We start from the raw sequence: 14,204 nt of genomic DNA on the forward strand, positions 1-14,204 counted from the left end.
AAAGGTAGGGAGAGTGCGTTATTGGAGTGGCATCAGACCTGATTCATTCCACCGTCTATGTAGAAGTTCGCGCCGTAGACGAAGCTGCTCAGGGGCGATGCCAAGAACGTGACGGCGGCAGCGACATCCTCCGGTTCGCCGACCCGCTGAGCGGGCAATCCCGACGCGATGGCCGCTTTCATCTCCTCGGCGCGCTCACCGAAGACATCGTCCCACAGCGGGGTATTCACCGGCCCGGGCGAGACGACGTTCACCCGGATGCCTCGACCACTCAGTTCGTTGGCCCAGGTGCGAGCGTACGCTCGCACAGCGGCTTTCGACGCCCCGTACGCACCGAAGGATGGCGCCCCGCTCTCAGCCGAAGTGGAGGCCGCGAGGATGACTGCGGCCCCCTCGTTGAGAAATGGCAGGGACTTCTTCACGGTCAGGAAGGTCCCCTTCACGTTGATGTCGAAGATTCTGTCGTGGTCTTCCTCAGTGAGGTCCTCGAGAGAGGCGAGGTGGTTGATTCCCGCGTTCGCGAACAGGATGTCCAGGCCCTGCCCGCGCTGACTCACGTGCTCATAAAGGCGATCCACGTCGGCTGAGACGCTGACGTCGCCGACCACTGCCGTCGCGTGGCCGATCTCGGCGGCGGCTTTCTCGAGCTCGTCTTTGCGTCGCCCGGTGATGAAGACGTGCGCGCCCTCGGAGGCGAGTTGCTTCGCCGTCGCAAGTCCGATGCCCATGCTGGCGCCCGTGACGACAGCCGTCTTGTTATCGAAATACCCCATGTGGTCTGTAACCCATCTTCCGATTTATGTACCGATTGGCACTAGGAACTCTTCAGCGATCTCGAACTGGCGACAGGAAAGTCGACGTGCACGCTGTGACGTCGTTGCTCGCGCGATCACTTCGTGCTGCGCAGGGTTGTAGAGCTCGCGCCGGGCCTCAGTGAGCGCGCCGCCGACGGCCCCTGAGCCGTCGACAGCTCGCCAGTTCGCGTCCGACTCTGTAATCCAGTCCGCAATTCGTTGCCGCGCGACCTGGTCCGCATCGTCGGGTAAGGCACCGAAGGCCTTACGCAGCGGGGCTGACTCTTTGGAGATCATCGGTAACAGGTCGGGAAGCGCATCTCGCGCGGCGAGACTCGCATAGATCTGGAGGAATGATCGGTCGGGGCCGGAGAGCCCGCTCGCGACTGCTTCGAAGCCGCGCGGAGTGTCGAGTGGAGCATGTTCTCGAGCGATCGCAGCCACCTCGTCACGTACCCGCACAAGACGGTCGATACCTGCTCGCAGCTCCTCATCGAGCTCGCGCAATGCGTCGGAGCAAGTGACGTCTATTTCCGCAATCTGCGCGAGCGGTATACCGATCTCGACCAGCCGGCGTGTACGCACCAACGAAATCAGGTGCCTTACGCGATATTGCTTATACCCGTTGTAGCGGCGTTCTGGTTCTTCCAGAAGTCCCACGTGGTGATAGTGCCGAATGGTGTTCACAGTCGTCCCCGTGAGGTCGGCCAGCTCGCGAGTACTCCATGTCACTGTGTCCTCCTCATGCGGATTGCGGCGGATACATGCGGTGACAAGTGCGGTTTCGATGCCATCCAGTCTTCGCGTGTGCTCACCCCCACCGTCTCAGAGTCACGACTCGATTCGCGTCGGTGACTATTACGTAAGTCCTTCGCACCTGACCGTGTGCCGGCGTGGAGCGTCACAGGCTGCAGCGTGCGTCGGCGGGCGGGGTTTCGAGGTCGAGGAGATACGCGTCCACCACGTCGTCGACGCACTCGCTACCGCCGAGGAGGTAGGCGCCGTGCTGCTTGCCGTCGACGGTGAGCAGGCTTGCCCCGAGGGCTTGCGCCATCGCGATGCCGCCCTCGTGTGGCGTCGCGGGATCACCGGTGGTCGACACGACGAGTGACTTGGGGAGGCCTTCGGCATCGGCGAGCCAGGGCTCCGCACGCGTGGGCGGTGCGGGCCACGCCTCGCACTCGCTGTGGTAGTTCCCCGCTGTGAAGACGTCGAGGTCGAACATCGGCGCGACCTGCCCGATCTCGCGTGCGAGCGCTGTGTGTTCCGCGGGCGCCAAGCGGGGCCAGTCCATGCAACGCACGGCGATGCTGGTGTCGAGGTCCGGGAAGCCGGCGCGTAGGGCGAGCGCCTCGTCGGTGCGCCCGGCCTCGAGCGCTGTCAGGGCGGAGATGACTTCGGGCCATTTCGCCTCCGCGTACAGGCCGCCGCTGATGCCGAGGTAGACGTCCCAGACGTTGGCAGCTCGGCCGCCGGCCGTCGGCGCCTGCGTCTCGATGAGAGGCCGCACGATCTCGTGCAGGCGATCGTTGGCGGCTGCGGGATCGGTGCCGAGTACACAGTCGGGTGATTCGGCGCAGAGCGCGGCGAGGTCGTCGAACCGGGCCTGCAGGCCTTTGAATTGGGACAGGCGGAATCGGCTCGCCGTCAGGTCGGGCGCGACGGCTCCGTCGAGGACGATCGCGCGGACCTTCTCGGGGTAAGTCGTGGCGTACATGGCGCCGAGCTCGGAGCCGTAGCTGTAGCCGAGGTAGGTCAGCTGGTCGTCACCGAGCACCGCTCGCATGATGTCCATATCGCGCACAACGTTCGTCGACCCGGCGTTCACCAGGTTCGCGACGCCGCCGGAGCCGTCGGTGCAGCGCTGTGCGAGTTCGACTGCCTGCTCGGCGCTCGTGATGTCGTACACGGCGCCGAATCGCGGCCCGTCGCCGGCGTCGTATTCCTCGTCGGTGTAGCAGTCCAGGGCCGGGGTCGACGATCCGGTCCCGCGAGGGTCGAAGCCGACGATGTCGAAGCGCTCGCCGACGCGGCTCGCCTGCCACAGCGGCACGGTCGACGCGACGAGGCCGGTGCCGGAGCCGCCCGGGCCGCCCGGGTTGATCAGCAGCGAGCCCTCGGCCTCGCCCGTGGCGGGCAGGCGCAGGAGCGCGACCCGCGCCCTCGCACCCGCTGGCGTGTCGTAGTCGAGCGGCACCTCCACCGAGGCGCATTCGAGCGCGGGGTTCGCGAACAGCTCGGCGTCCGCCGCGCTCGTCGCGGTGCCCGCGCACCCGCCCCAGTCGAGCTCTTGCCCGAGGTAGGCGCCGAGGTCCGCATCGGCGCCGGAGCCCGGCGCAGCAGGCGTACAGCCGGCGAGTAGGAGCGTGGCGGCCGCGGCGAGCCCGGTCGTGAGGCGCCGGGATCGATTCGGGAGTCGAAGACGTGATCGCATGCGTTTCCTTTGGCGTGTCCAGGGCTGGATCCGGAGCATCAGCTCCCGATCCCGTCGGTCTCGGCATCCAGGAGCCGGTGATGGCGGAAGGTGAGCGCTCGTTCGATTCCCGCGAGGCCCGCGTTGATGGCGAGAGCCGTGTTCGCCCATACCGGCAAGTCGACGGGCGAGACGAACGGGCTGCAGCGATCAGCCCAGAACCGCAGGTGGGTGACCAGCTCGAGCAGCTGTGGCGCGACGAGAATCAGATCGACCGTCAGCACGATGACCGCGCAGGCGGCCAGCGTGCGCCCAACCCCCGGGTGTCGCCGGGAGAGCTGGGCGCGCCAGTGCTCGGGTGTCCCCGGCGCTGGATCGAGGCGTCGCTCGCTGCCGTCCGCACCGATCAGGTGGATCCGCCGCATGCCGTATCTGCTCGCGGCTACGGCGATGGCTTCCGAGCCGAGCGGGAACCGGACCGGCATGTCGGAGGTCCGTACGTGCCGGTCGTCCCGATAGAGCGACGCTCGCCCCGACAGGTGATCGACATCGACCGTCGCCGTCGACGCATCGGGAAGGCCGACCGCGAATCGCGTGCGCTGCAGCGAGAAAGAGCGGCGGAACGGCGGCAACGATGCTCCCGGCTCCGGAGCCGGCGTCGACCATGCTCCCGCGTCGCCGTCGAACCCGTCGCAGCCGTCGATCCGGCCGTCGTTTCGAGAGCCCTCCCGCCCACCGTCCCAGGGGTCGCGCCAGTCGCTCACGTCGGGTCTCGTCCGAGGTCGGGACCATCGCAGCAGGATTTTTCTAGCATGACCATGCCAGAAAAATTAGCACGTACATGCTAAAAGCGCTACAGTCGGGTTCGTGCCCAAGAGAGTTGACCCGGATGTCCGCCGGGAACAGATCGCCGACGCCGTGATCGACGAGATCGCCGAGCACGGGCTCCGCTCGGTGACCCTCGCCCGGATCGCCGCACGCACCGGCTTGGCCATCGGGAGCATCCGGTACTACTTCGGCGACACCGTCCGCGAGGTCATGCGCTTCACCTTGGGCGTCCTCATGCGGCGCGCCGTGGATCGCGCCGCGACGATGTCCGACGACCCGGCAACACGGATCGTGGACGTCATCGCCTTCGCCGCACCCACCAGCGAGCAGGAGCGCAAGGAGAACATCGCCATGGTCGAATACCGCGTCATGGCGCGCACGGACCCCGAGCTCGCGGCCGACGTCGCTGCGACCTCTCTCGCGGGCGCGGAGGTGATCCGCTCGCTGATGCGTGATGCGCTGGCCGACCGCACGATCGATGAGGAAGCGCTGCACCGCGAGGCGCTGCTGCTGTTCGCCCTGATCGAGGGCTTCTCGTTCAGTTCGGCGCTGTTCTCCGCCCCGTTGCGCGAAACGGACATCCGTGCCGTGGTGACGGCGACCATGCTCCGTCTGCGCGGCGCCTATCCACCTTCCGAACAAGCCGTCCGGGAGCGGGCCGCTCCGCAGGCTCCCTCAGGGGTTTAGCAGGTCGCGGAGCTGTTTGCGGGAGCTGATGCCGAGTTTGCGGTAGATGTTGCGCAGGTGGGCATCGATAGTGCGGGGACTCAGGAACAGCTGGGTAGCCACCTCCCTGGAGGTTGACCCCGTCGCGACGAGGCGAGCCACCAGCTGCTCGTGAGCGGTGAGTTCGGTGCCGGGTTCGGTTGAGCGATTGCGCGGATGCTGTCCAGTGGCGCGCAATTCCCGTGCAGCGCGCGCGGCGAACGCGTCGGCGCGCATGTCTGTGAGCATCTCGTGTGCGGTGCGAAGCTGTTCACGAGCCGACTGTCGACGTCCTTCTCGTCGCAACCACTCGCCGTAGACGAGGTGGGTCCGCGCGAGATGACCTTTCATTCTGCTGTTCTGAAGGTGGCGGATCGCCTCCTGGTAACAGGTCTCAGCGGTGGGATCGGTGGTGACGAGGGCTCGCGAACGGGCGGCGAGCCCGAGCGCCCAGGCAGTGCCGCTGGCGGCAGCTCGCGTGGAGAGCTCGTCCGCCGCAGCGCTTGCCCCATCCGGGTCGTTCGCCCGAACCGACGCCTCGACCAGCTCGGGAAGGGTGAGACTGCTGTTCACGAGCTCGCCCATCTCGTTCGACCACGCAGCAGCGTCGCGCGCAGCCCCATACTGGCCAAGACCGTTGAAAAGCACCGCGAGCGCGTAGTGTGCGGTCGCCGCTTCGGAGAGCCTTTCACCTGCGTTCGCGACACTGGCCTTGAACAACCTTCGCGTGTCGAGTTCGTGCCCGCCCCACGCGGCGACGTAGAGCTGTCCGTACAGCAGCGGTACGGCATCTGTCGCCGTGGTGATCGCGGCTTCCTCAGCCGCGACTTCCGCGGCGCGGGAGAGGTCGCCTGTCAGAACCAGTGCCGAGGACAACGCGACAAGGGACAGTGGAAGCGTCGTCAGCGCGCCCGCCTCGCGTGCGAGCCGTACGTTCCTGTCGGCGAGCGTGATGCCGATGTCATCGTCGAAGAAAGCCGCCGCGGTTCGGGTCGCCAGCCATAACCACCGTCGGCTGCCCATCTCACCCGTCGCCTCCCCATCGAAGCCACGGTCGCGGAACGCTTCCATCGCACGTCGAACAGGAAGGGCGCCCGCTGCGTACCCGATCGCGAATGTCGCCACCAACGCGTCGAGAAGCAGATCCGGCGGGCTCGGTTCACCCGGAGGTGGCGGCGCCGATCGCGCCACGCCGGCAACCTCGGCCACGCTGGAGGCGTCGACGACCAGGGCTGCGTCGATGGCGTGCAGGTAGGTTTCGCGCGCCAGTGCCGGATCGAGAACCGTCAGGTTCCTGGCGGCTTCGAGCAACATCGCAGGAACGTCGTTGCTCTGGGTCAGATGAAAGGTGATTCGCGCTCGAAGTAGATCGACCCGGGCGCGCTGGAGCTCATCGAGCGGGCCCAGTTCGGCGACCGTGAGCAGTTCCTCGGCGGCCGCCGATGCTCCCGCGTCGTGTTTGGCGTGCGCAGCCGCCAGCGCTCGCCGTGCACGTACCGCGGGTTCAGGGGTGAGTTCCGTGGCGCGCTGAAGGAATGCCGCCGCCGCTGCGACGCCACCGCGGGCGCGTGTCCGTTCGGCGGATCGCTCGAGTTCGGCCGCTGCGTCCTCACTGGCCCCTACGACCCCGGATGCGTGGTGCCAGGCTCGGCGATCAGGATCGGTGTGGGGATCAGTCGCTGCGGCGAGTGCGCGGTGAGCGCGGCGACGAGTCTCCGGCGTAGCGGACCGGTACACAGCCGAGCGCACCAAGGGGTGACGAAACCGCACTCTGGTATCGACTTCTATCAGCCCGGTCTCCTGGGCAGGTTCGACGGCCGCCGGCGTTATGCCCAACTCCTCGGCTGCTCGCCACAGCAGCACCGCATCCCCGGTCGCGTCCGCTGCGGCGAGCAGAAGCAAGAGCTGGGCGTCTTCGGACAGCCCTGCCGAGCGACGCCGGAATCCCTCTTCGATCCGACGAGGAACGTTGAGTGCGCCGGGCGATTCGAAACCTCCCGCGAGTTCAGTCAGACGAGCGCGGCGCGGAAACTCCAGGAGCGCCAACGGGTTACCTCTCGCTTCTGCGAGGATCCGATCGCGCACTTTCTCGTCCACGGGAGCGTGTGCCCCCCGCATGAGCAGCGAGCGCGAGTCGGCATCCCGCAGGCCCTCCAGGCGCAACTCCACCGCATCGGCGGTCACGGGGTGGGGGCCGTCGGTCTCGAGCTCGCGTGAGGCGAACATCATCGCCACCCGCTCGTGTGCGATCCGCCGACTCACGAACGCGAGGACCTGCGCCGACGCCGGGTCGAGCCACTGCGCGTCGTCGATGAGGCACAGCAGGGGCGCAGCTTCGGCAGCGTCGGTCAGGAGGTTCAATGTCGCCAGGCCGACCAGGAACATATCGGGCGCAGGCCCACTGCGACTGCCGAAAGCCACATCGATAGCGACGCGCTGAGACTCGGGAAGCCGTTTCGCTTCGTCGAGCAGCGGCGCGCACAGTTGGTGCAGCGCGGCAAAAGCGAAGAGCGCCTCGGACTCCACACCGACGCAGCCCACCACGCGGAAGACCGGGCTGCCGGCTTCTCGGGCATAGTCCAAGAGCGCCGTCTTGCCGATCCCGGGTTGCCCGCGCAGGATGATCGTCCCGCTGTTAGCCACGCGCGCGGCCTCGAGCAGCTTTTCGACCGCCTCGCGTTCCGCGCGACGGCCCAGCAGCGTCGTCAGCTTCATAGGCGTCCGATCCGCAAGTATGTCCTGCACCGCAGGGTACACAACACCCCGCGTGGTTCATGACGCACGAGAGTGGGCCGGCTGCCACCCCGGTCGAGCCTGCACGGGTGCGCGGACGTGGACATCTTGACTGTGTGGTGACCACACGGTGTTGGCTCGCTGGCAGGACTCGATCGCCGTGGACGTGGCATCGAGTGCGCTCGCGACCGAAGACGAAGGAGATCCACGATGACCGCGCACCTCAGCCACCCCGACGGCCTGCTCCAACAGAAGGACTATGCGCCCGTCGCCACGACCACAGGGTCCCGGCTGCTGCTGCTGGCCGGACAGCTGGCCGTGACGCCTCTCGGTGAAACGACCGCGACCGACCTCGCATCGCAGGTCCATGACGCCCTTCGCAACGTCGCGACAGCGGTGAGGGGCGCGGGGGGCGATGTCACCGACATCGCCCGATTGACCTTCTACGTCGCCGGCTGGACCACCGACATGGCCGACGAACTGTGGGAAGGCACCTCACGGGCCCAGGAATCCGACGGCTTCAGTGCGCCGCTGCCTCCTGTCACCGTCATCGGCGTACAGACCCTGTGGAGGCCCGACCTCCTGGTGGAGATCGAAGCCACTGCCGTCCTGGACTGATTCATGAGGATGGCCACGGTCGGCAAACGCCGACCATGGCCATCGGCCGCCGGCCTCGTCCGGGCCCGCGAGCTGCGGCCGTTCAGGTTCTGCGCGAGATGACCATGATGTATTCACAGGGCGCGTCCGTTCGGTTGGCGAAGCCGTGGTCCGCGTCGGCCTGGAAGAACAGGGAGTCGCCTGTATTCAGGATTTCGATGATCCCGCCGATCGCGACGGTGAGGGTGCCTTCGAGTACCACGAGTTGCTTCTCCGTACCCGCCGGATACGCGGGCAGCAACCCGGTAGAGACCTGTGCGGGGAGGTAATGGACAACCATCTCGCCGCCTCCCGCCCCCGGGGCCGCCGACACCATGTGCCGTTCGAAGCCGGTTTCCGGGTCACGGAAAACGGGGCGATCGTTCTTGCGCAGGACAACGGCCACACCGGACGCGGCCGCAGCTGCTCCACCGACCAGGTCCGAGAGCGACGCGTCGAGCGCGTGGGCGATCCTGGACGCGACACCGATTGTCGGGCTCTTCTCACCGCGTTCGACCTTGGACAGCATCGCCCGGCTGACCGACGACTGTGTGGACAGCTGTTCCAGCGTCAGGCCCGCTTCCTCACGGCGTCGCCGTACGTTACGGCCGAACGCGCCTGCCAGGTCATCACGATCCTGTGATTCGGCCACGTTTGCGTCTTGCTCGACCACCGTGCTCCTCGATCGATGGATACCTCGCTGCAGTGTAGACTTTCTCCTAAAGAAGATTTAGTCTTCCATCGGAGAGGCGCGATACGCGCCCAACACGATGGAGGCTCCATGCGTTTGATCTCGAGTGGTCGGCACCATGCCACGTTCGAATTCGGCGGTCTGCAGGTGATCTCGTTGCGAGACGGGTACATCGACATGCCACCGACACGGCTCCGCGGCGAGGACGGGCGCCCGCTCCCCGCGCTGCCGACCGCCGTGCCGCTGGCCGGCGACAACTTGCGGCTGTCGGTCAACGCCTTCTTCGTCACCGACGGCACGCGGTCGGTTCTCATCGACACCGGCGCGTCCGACGTCTGGCACGACCCCACCATGGGATTGATCTACGACGCACTCGACGAAGCGGGAATCGACCGGGCGCAGGTCACCGATGTCGCCATCACCCACAACCACGAAGACCACGTGAGCGGCCTGATCACGCCGGACGGTTCGGAGGCGTTCCCCGAACTCGAGCGGGTGTGGATCGGCGCGGGCGACACCTCGGTGTTCACGGGGCGGCTCGAGCCGATCCGCGACCGGGTCGTACCCGTGTCCGAGAAAGTCACGATCAACGACTGGGTCACCGCGATTCCGACACCGGGCCACACACCCGGTCACACCGTCTACGACGTCAGCAGCGCCACCGGCCACCTTCTCGTCTGGGGTGACACCGTCCACGTCCCCACGCTCCAATTCGATCAGCCGAACGTGACCTGGGAGTTCGACGGCAACCAGTCCCAGGCCCGCGCCGCGCGAGCGGCCCTGCTCGAACAGCTGACTCAACCGGACCACTTCGTGGCAGGCGCCCACCTCGACTCACCCGGCATCGCCCGCGTAACCCCCTCCGGCGATGGTTACGCGCTGGAATATCTCGCACCACCGATCGGCTGATCGAGCCTGTCGGCGCGGGGCCACGCTCGTCATGGCGGCCCAGGAGGCCGAACTCGCCTGCCAGCCGAGACGAACCGGGAACAGTTGGACTTCACCGGGCCTATTGACGAAATCGACGTCACGGGAGCGTCCAGAACACCCTTGTCACCAGATAGAAGAAGATCGCGGCGAGCGTCAGGAAACCCACCGAGCAGGCGAGTCCGACCAGGTCGGTGCGGGGATCGGGGCGGGGGTCCGATCGCATCCAGAATCCCAGCGCGCGGGTGACGACCGGCATCACCACCCAGGTCAGCAGGCTGACCGACAGGATGTTCCCGACCAGCAGGCTGATCCACAGCTGCGCGCCGGGCCAGATCTCGGCGATGATCACGGTGAGGATCACGACCGTCGGATACAGCCCTACCAGGACCGACAGGGCCGTCTTCCACGATGCCGGACCGCCGTCCTCGCCGGTCCGGCTCGGCGGAAACCACGACCCGTAGGGGTTGGCGATTCGGTGAACCTCGAAGTCCCTGAAGTCCGGCGCCTCTTCGAGCAACGCCTTGCGCTGGGGCGATTCGAGCCAATGGTCGAGATGTTCGGCCGAAGCGAAGGAATAGATGATCGTCCAGTCACTCTGAACACCGGGGATCGGCCGGTGCAACCCGGATCCGCGAAAACCTCGAAATGTCCGTTCGACCTCGGTCATCCGGTCCTGCCACGCGATGAATTCCGTTTCGCGGTCGGCCGCCACGGGATGCGAGACGACGACGGTCGCTACCTCTTCGGCCGGCTCGTCGACCAGCACATGCTGCGTCGACGGCCGTTCGAACAGCCCGGTTCCGCGGGCGAGAAGTTCGTCGCGCGTATCGCTGGCGAGCCAGCGCTTGAGGTTGACGATGTCGTCGAACCGATAGACGACCGACCAGTCGGACTGAGCGTCGCCCGGTGGCGTCACGTCGGCGCCGAGGAATCCGGGGAAGGTCGCCGCAGCGTCGTTCACCTCCGCCTGCCACCGCCGGAACTCGCTCTCGCGGCCGACTCGGGGCTGCTGAGTGATGACCACCGTCGCCGCGGCGGGCCTCGGCGACGGCGCCTTCGAGGCCGTCATGTCAGTACGGGTGCTTATCGGCCTTTTCGGCCCAGGTCTTGTACGCTTCGGCGCCCAGATCCCTGCGGAACTGTTCGATTTTCACGGACCGCTCGGGCAGGGGCCTGGTGAAGTCCTCGTATTGATACGCGTCGTCGAAGCCGATTTCGCTGGTGTCGGCCAGGTCGCTCGCGAAATGCACGGCGTCCAGACGTGCCCAATAGATTGCGCTCATACACATGGGACACGGTGCGCCGCTGATGAATATCTCCATCCCCATCAACATCTTCGCGCGTTCCGGGACCTTGTCGGGAGATCCTTCAGGTCGCGGGACCAATTCGAGCGTCGACTCGTTCTGATGCTCTTTGGAAATACTCGGGGCCTCGCCGTTGAGGACCTGGGTGGCCTTGCGGATGGTTTCTATTTCGGCGTGTGCGGTGGCATCACCGGTGAGCAGCACCCGATTCTGCCCGCGCGCGACGATCACTCCGTCCTTCGCGATCACCGCGCCGAACGGTCCACCCCAATCGTTGTCGACAGACTCTTTCGCCAGCCTGCATGCTTCTTCCATGAGTTCATCCGGTGTCATAGGTATTGCACCTCGAATTGTGGTTCGGACGTACTTCATAAGCCTCTGCCGCATACCGAATCTACCTCCGGCCCGATCCCCACGGAACAGCGTGCGCAATGGCGACGCATTCGTCTGGCTTTGGAAACCACTCCGTGTCCTTGGAGCAGATCGCGGCCGACAGCGACCGTGTCGAGCTCGCCATGTTCGGCCGACTCACCCTTTTCGGGTGAGCCGCACACGCCGCCGCTGTGTGACTCTCGCCATCGCGGCACTGTTCTGCGATCCAGCGAACCGGCCGAACCGCAGCTCTTCCGCACGACCCACTGTCCGGCATTCACACACAAGGAGAATCCGTTGAAACTCAGAAACAGCGTCTGTGGGATCGCCTCGATCGCGGTGGTCCTGCTGATGACCGCGGCGTGTAGCTCCGATGACGACTCCTCCGCACCGGCAGCCACCACGACCACCCAGACCACCCAAACCGACGCCATGCGCAGCAGCGTCGCCGCGACGGCATCCTCGATGATGAGCACGGTGCGCGACACCGCGGAGCAAGCGGTGCAGGACGCGATCAACACGGTCTTGGCCGCCGCACCGATCACCTTCGACGCGGGTAGTTCCGATCTCAGCACGGCTGCCGTCGCGACTCTCAAAGCGGTAGCCGTCCCGTTGCGGGGCAACGACACCGAGATCCAGATCACGACCTACGCCGAGGATTCGAATACCGCCTCGGCGAAATCCCTGGCCGAGGCGCGCGGTGACAACATCGCGGCCGCCCTCGAGAGCGACGGCATCGACAAGTCGCGCATCACGGTGAAGGCCGACGCGAACCCCTCCGACCCGGAGGTCGACGCCAACGAGGCCGCGATCACCGTGGTCGACAAATAGCGGGCTGCCGCCGACCTCCCAGACACCGCCGTGACCTGCACTGATGCCGGTCACGGCGGTGCGATGCCGGGGTGGTGCCCCCGGCCGGGTAATCTTTCGCCCCATGTGGATCATCCTTGCCATCTCCGTGGTCAGCTCGGTCGCCATCGCGATCTTGTTCGCGACGGGCTTCCCCAAGGACTGAGCATGTGCCGATAGCCCGGTGCGCGGCGGGCGTCGGCGATCCGCGCCGTTCTCGTCCTGATTCGTGGCGATCGGCCTAGAGTTGACTGATTGTGCGGGGCAATGTGGCGGGGGATGGTGGGCTTGCCTTCGCGGTGCGGCGACGTCGCAAGCCCGGGGCTTTCCGGGTGTATTGGACGCTGGCGCGGGCGGGATTCAAGCGGCAGGCCCAATACAAGCTGGCGATGTTCGCCGGGCTGTTCACCAACTGTGTGTTCGGGTTCGTTCGTGCGGCGGTGATGGTCGCGGCGGTGCGTGCCGCCGGTGATTTCGGCGGGTACGACGAGGGCACCATCGGGGCCTATGTGTGGTTGTCGCAGGCGTTACTGGGCGCCACTCAGTTCATGGGACCGCAGATCGACCTGGTCGACCGGATCAAGACCGGTGACGTCGCGATCGATTTCCTGCGTCCGATCGACGTGCAACTCGGCTACCTGGCCACCGACATGGGCCGCGCCGCCTGCACGATCCTGCCGCGCGGGGTGCCGAGCATCGTCATCGGCGCCGCCACCTTCGGCTTGTCGATGCCGAGTACGCCGGTGGCCTATCTGCTCGGTCTGATCAGTGTGCTGCTCGCGGTGGCCCTGTCGTTTCTGTGCCTGTTCGCGGTGGCGCTGATCGGGTTCTGGGTGGTCGAGATCCGCGGCATCCGGGTGCTGTATCAGATCGTCGGAACGTTCCTGGCCGGGCTTTTCGTCCCGGTGCACATGTTCCCCGACTGGTTGCGTGTCGTCGCCATGTCTACGCCGTTTCCCTCCATCCTGCAGGCCCCGATCGATACGCTGTCAGGGCGCGCCGCCGGGTCGGATGCCTTGATCATCGTTGCGATACAAGGCTTCTGGGTGTTGGTGATCGGACTGCTCGGCAGGGTGTTGCTGCGGGCGGGACAACGCAGGCTGGAGGTACAGGGTGGCTGAACCGGATTCCGCGCGCGTTGTTGCCGGGACCTGGTTCACTCCCTATCTCGCAGTATTGCGTTCGCGTGTGAAAGCACAGCAGGTGTACCGCCTTTCGTTCGCCACCGAGGTGTTCAGTGCCTTCCTGATCGGGCTGGTGGAGTTCGCCGAGGTGTGGGTCATCTTCCACAACGTGAAGACCCTCGGCGGCCTCGATGTGGATGCCGCGCTGCTGCTGTTCGGGCTGTCCAACACCTCCTTCGCGCTGGCCCAGGTCGCGGTCGGGCATCTGGATTCCCTGCCCTCGATGATCAGGATGGGCACCCTCGACGCGTATCACCTTCGCCCACAACCGTTGCTGCTGCAGCTGGTGACCAGTGACATCTCGTTACGCAGACTCGCGCGAGCCGCGGTCGCGGTGATCGTGCTCGGGATCGGGCTGTGGCGCAACGATATCGACTGGGGCATCGCCCCGGTTACCTTGATCGTGATCACCCTGATCAGTGGAATCGCGCTGTTCTGTGGCCTTTTCGTATGCGCGGCCGGACTACAGTTCTTCTTGATCGACGGTGCCGAGCTCACCAACAGCTTCACCTACGGCGGTTCGTTCGCCGCGATGCAGCCGGCCTCGGTGTTCCCGACACCGCTGAAACTGTTGTTCGGGTTCGCGATTCCCGTCGCGTTCACGGCATACGTGCCGACGATCGCCCTGCTCGGTTTGCCGGGCCCACCACTGTTGCCCGCGTGGTCGGCGTGGCTGACGCCACTCGCCGCGGCGTGGGTGTGGCTGCTCGCATCGGCGGCATGGCGGATCGGTACGAGGCACTATCAGGGAGGAGGGGGATAACG

The 14,204-nt window shown here is 66.2% G+C and carries 14 protein-coding genes; 6 read left to right on the forward strand and 8 right to left on the reverse strand.

Going from position 1 to position 14,204, the window contains the following annotated elements; all coding sequences use genetic code 11:
- Positions 1 to 32: 32 nt before the first annotated feature.
- The 4 genes from ACFVVI_RS11560 to ACFVVI_RS11575 form a co-directional block, all read right to left on the reverse strand.
- A complete protein-coding gene (locus ACFVVI_RS11560) occupies positions 33 to 773 on the reverse strand; it encodes an SDR family NAD(P)-dependent oxidoreductase (protein WP_387445201.1) in 741 nt (246 codons plus the stop codon).
- A 24-nt stretch (positions 774 to 797) separates the two neighbouring features.
- Positions 798 to 1,526, reverse strand: a complete 729-nt coding sequence (locus ACFVVI_RS11565) for a MerR family transcriptional regulator (RefSeq protein WP_387445202.1) — start codon at positions 1,524 to 1,526, stop codon at positions 798 to 800.
- A 169-nt stretch (positions 1,527 to 1,695) separates the two neighbouring features.
- Positions 1,696 to 3,228 carry an alpha/beta hydrolase gene (locus ACFVVI_RS11570; RefSeq protein ID WP_387445204.1) on the reverse strand — a complete coding sequence of 511 codons (1,533 nt, stop codon included), beginning with the start codon at positions 3,226 to 3,228 and terminating at the stop codon, positions 1,696 to 1,698.
- 38 nt (positions 3,229 to 3,266) lie between these two features.
- Positions 3,267 to 3,971 carry a hypothetical protein gene (locus tag ACFVVI_RS11575; protein ID WP_387445206.1) on the reverse strand — a complete coding sequence of 235 codons (705 nt, stop codon included), beginning with the start codon at positions 3,969 to 3,971 and terminating at the stop codon, positions 3,267 to 3,269.
- A 103-nt stretch (positions 3,972 to 4,074) separates the two neighbouring features.
- Here ACFVVI_RS11575 and ACFVVI_RS11580 point away from each other — a divergent pair, with 103 nt between their 5' ends.
- Positions 4,075 to 4,722, forward strand: a complete 648-nt coding sequence (locus ACFVVI_RS11580) for a TetR/AcrR family transcriptional regulator (protein WP_387445207.1) — start codon at positions 4,075 to 4,077, stop codon at positions 4,720 to 4,722.
- On the opposite strand, the gene ACFVVI_RS11585 is transcribed toward ACFVVI_RS11580, so the two are convergent.
- Positions 4,711 to 7,455: an AAA family ATPase gene (locus ACFVVI_RS11585; RefSeq protein ID WP_387445209.1), complete on the reverse strand. Its 2,745-nt coding sequence runs from the start codon at positions 7,453 to 7,455 to the stop codon at positions 4,711 to 4,713. The genes ACFVVI_RS11580 and ACFVVI_RS11585 overlap by 12 nt on opposite strands.
- Before the next feature lie 228 nt (positions 7,456 to 7,683).
- On the opposite strand from ACFVVI_RS11585, the gene ACFVVI_RS11590 reads away from it, so the two are divergent.
- Positions 7,684 to 8,091, forward strand: coding sequence for a RidA family protein (locus ACFVVI_RS11590; RefSeq protein ID WP_378995532.1), 408 nt, complete (start codon positions 7,684 to 7,686; stop codon positions 8,089 to 8,091).
- 82 nt (positions 8,092 to 8,173) lie between these two features.
- On the opposite strand, the gene ACFVVI_RS11595 is transcribed toward ACFVVI_RS11590, so the two are convergent.
- A complete protein-coding gene (locus ACFVVI_RS11595) occupies positions 8,174 to 8,782 on the reverse strand; it encodes a helix-turn-helix domain-containing protein (RefSeq protein WP_378995530.1) in 609 nt (202 codons plus the stop codon).
- Positions 8,783 to 8,890: 108 nt separating this feature from the next.
- On the opposite strand from ACFVVI_RS11595, the gene ACFVVI_RS11600 reads away from it, so the two are divergent.
- Positions 8,891 to 9,709: an MBL fold metallo-hydrolase gene (locus tag ACFVVI_RS11600; protein WP_387445210.1), complete on the forward strand. Its 819-nt coding sequence runs from the start codon at positions 8,891 to 8,893 to the stop codon at positions 9,707 to 9,709.
- A 118-nt stretch (positions 9,710 to 9,827) separates the two neighbouring features.
- Here ACFVVI_RS11600 and ACFVVI_RS11605 read toward each other — a convergent pair whose 3' ends face one another.
- Both ACFVVI_RS11605 and ACFVVI_RS11610 read right to left on the reverse strand, forming a co-directional pair.
- Positions 9,828 to 10,799, reverse strand: coding sequence for an antibiotic biosynthesis monooxygenase (locus ACFVVI_RS11605; RefSeq protein ID WP_387445211.1), 972 nt, complete (start codon positions 10,797 to 10,799; stop codon positions 9,828 to 9,830).
- A gap of 1 nt (position 10,800) precedes the next feature.
- Positions 10,801 to 11,367: a nucleoside deaminase gene (locus tag ACFVVI_RS11610; protein ID WP_378995523.1), complete on the reverse strand. Its 567-nt coding sequence runs from the start codon at positions 11,365 to 11,367 to the stop codon at positions 10,801 to 10,803.
- A gap of 336 nt (positions 11,368 to 11,703) precedes the next feature.
- Between ACFVVI_RS11610 and ACFVVI_RS11615 the strand changes: the two genes are divergently transcribed.
- From ACFVVI_RS11615 to ACFVVI_RS11625, 3 genes are all read left to right on the forward strand, one after another.
- Positions 11,704 to 12,237 carry an OmpA family protein gene (locus ACFVVI_RS11615; RefSeq protein WP_378995521.1) on the forward strand — a complete coding sequence of 178 codons (534 nt, stop codon included), beginning with the start codon at positions 11,704 to 11,706 and terminating at the stop codon, positions 12,235 to 12,237.
- Between the two features lie 275 nt (positions 12,238 to 12,512).
- The gene (locus ACFVVI_RS11620; RefSeq protein WP_378995519.1) at positions 12,513 to 13,376 is read left to right on the forward strand and encodes an ABC transporter permease; all 864 of its coding nucleotides are present in this window, start codon (positions 12,513 to 12,515) and stop codon (positions 13,374 to 13,376) included.
- Positions 13,369 to 14,202 carry an ABC-2 family transporter protein gene (locus ACFVVI_RS11625; RefSeq protein WP_266298325.1) on the forward strand — a complete coding sequence of 278 codons (834 nt, stop codon included), beginning with the start codon at positions 13,369 to 13,371 and terminating at the stop codon, positions 14,200 to 14,202. Before ACFVVI_RS11620 ends, ACFVVI_RS11625 begins: the two co-directional genes overlap by 8 nt.
- The last annotated feature ends 2 nt before the right edge of the window (positions 14,203 to 14,204 follow it).

The organism is Nocardia sp. NPDC058114, from assembly GCF_042884695.1.
In the GTDB taxonomy this organism is placed as follows: Bacteria; Actinomycetota; Actinomycetes; order Mycobacteriales; family Mycobacteriaceae; genus Nocardia.

What these genes read in the sequence shown, in the direction of transcription:
- ACFVVI_RS11560 (WP_387445201.1), bottom strand. Translation starts at nt 773, where the DNA reads ATGGGGTATTTCGATAACAAGACGGCTGTCGTCACGGGCGCCAGCATG.
- ACFVVI_RS11605 (WP_387445211.1), bottom strand. Translation starts at nt 10,799, where the DNA reads ATGACGGCCTCGAAGGCGCCGTCGCCGAGGCCCGCCGCGGCGACGGTG.
- ACFVVI_RS11600 (WP_387445210.1), top strand. Translation starts at nt 8,891, where the DNA reads ATGCGTTTGATCTCGAGTGGTCGGCACCATGCCACGTTCGAATTCGGC.
- ACFVVI_RS11610 (WP_378995523.1), bottom strand. Translation starts at nt 11,367, where the DNA reads ATGACACCGGATGAACTCATGGAAGAAGCATGCAGGCTGGCGAAAGAG.
- ACFVVI_RS11585 (WP_387445209.1), bottom strand. Translation starts at nt 7,455, where the DNA reads ATGAAGCTGACGACGCTGCTGGGCCGTCGCGCGGAACGCGAGGCGGTC.
- ACFVVI_RS11590 (WP_378995532.1), top strand. Translation starts at nt 7,684, where the DNA reads ATGACCGCGCACCTCAGCCACCCCGACGGCCTGCTCCAACAGAAGGAC.
- ACFVVI_RS11570 (WP_387445204.1), bottom strand. Translation starts at nt 3,228, where the DNA reads ATGCGATCACGTCTTCGACTCCCGAATCGATCCCGGCGCCTCACGACC.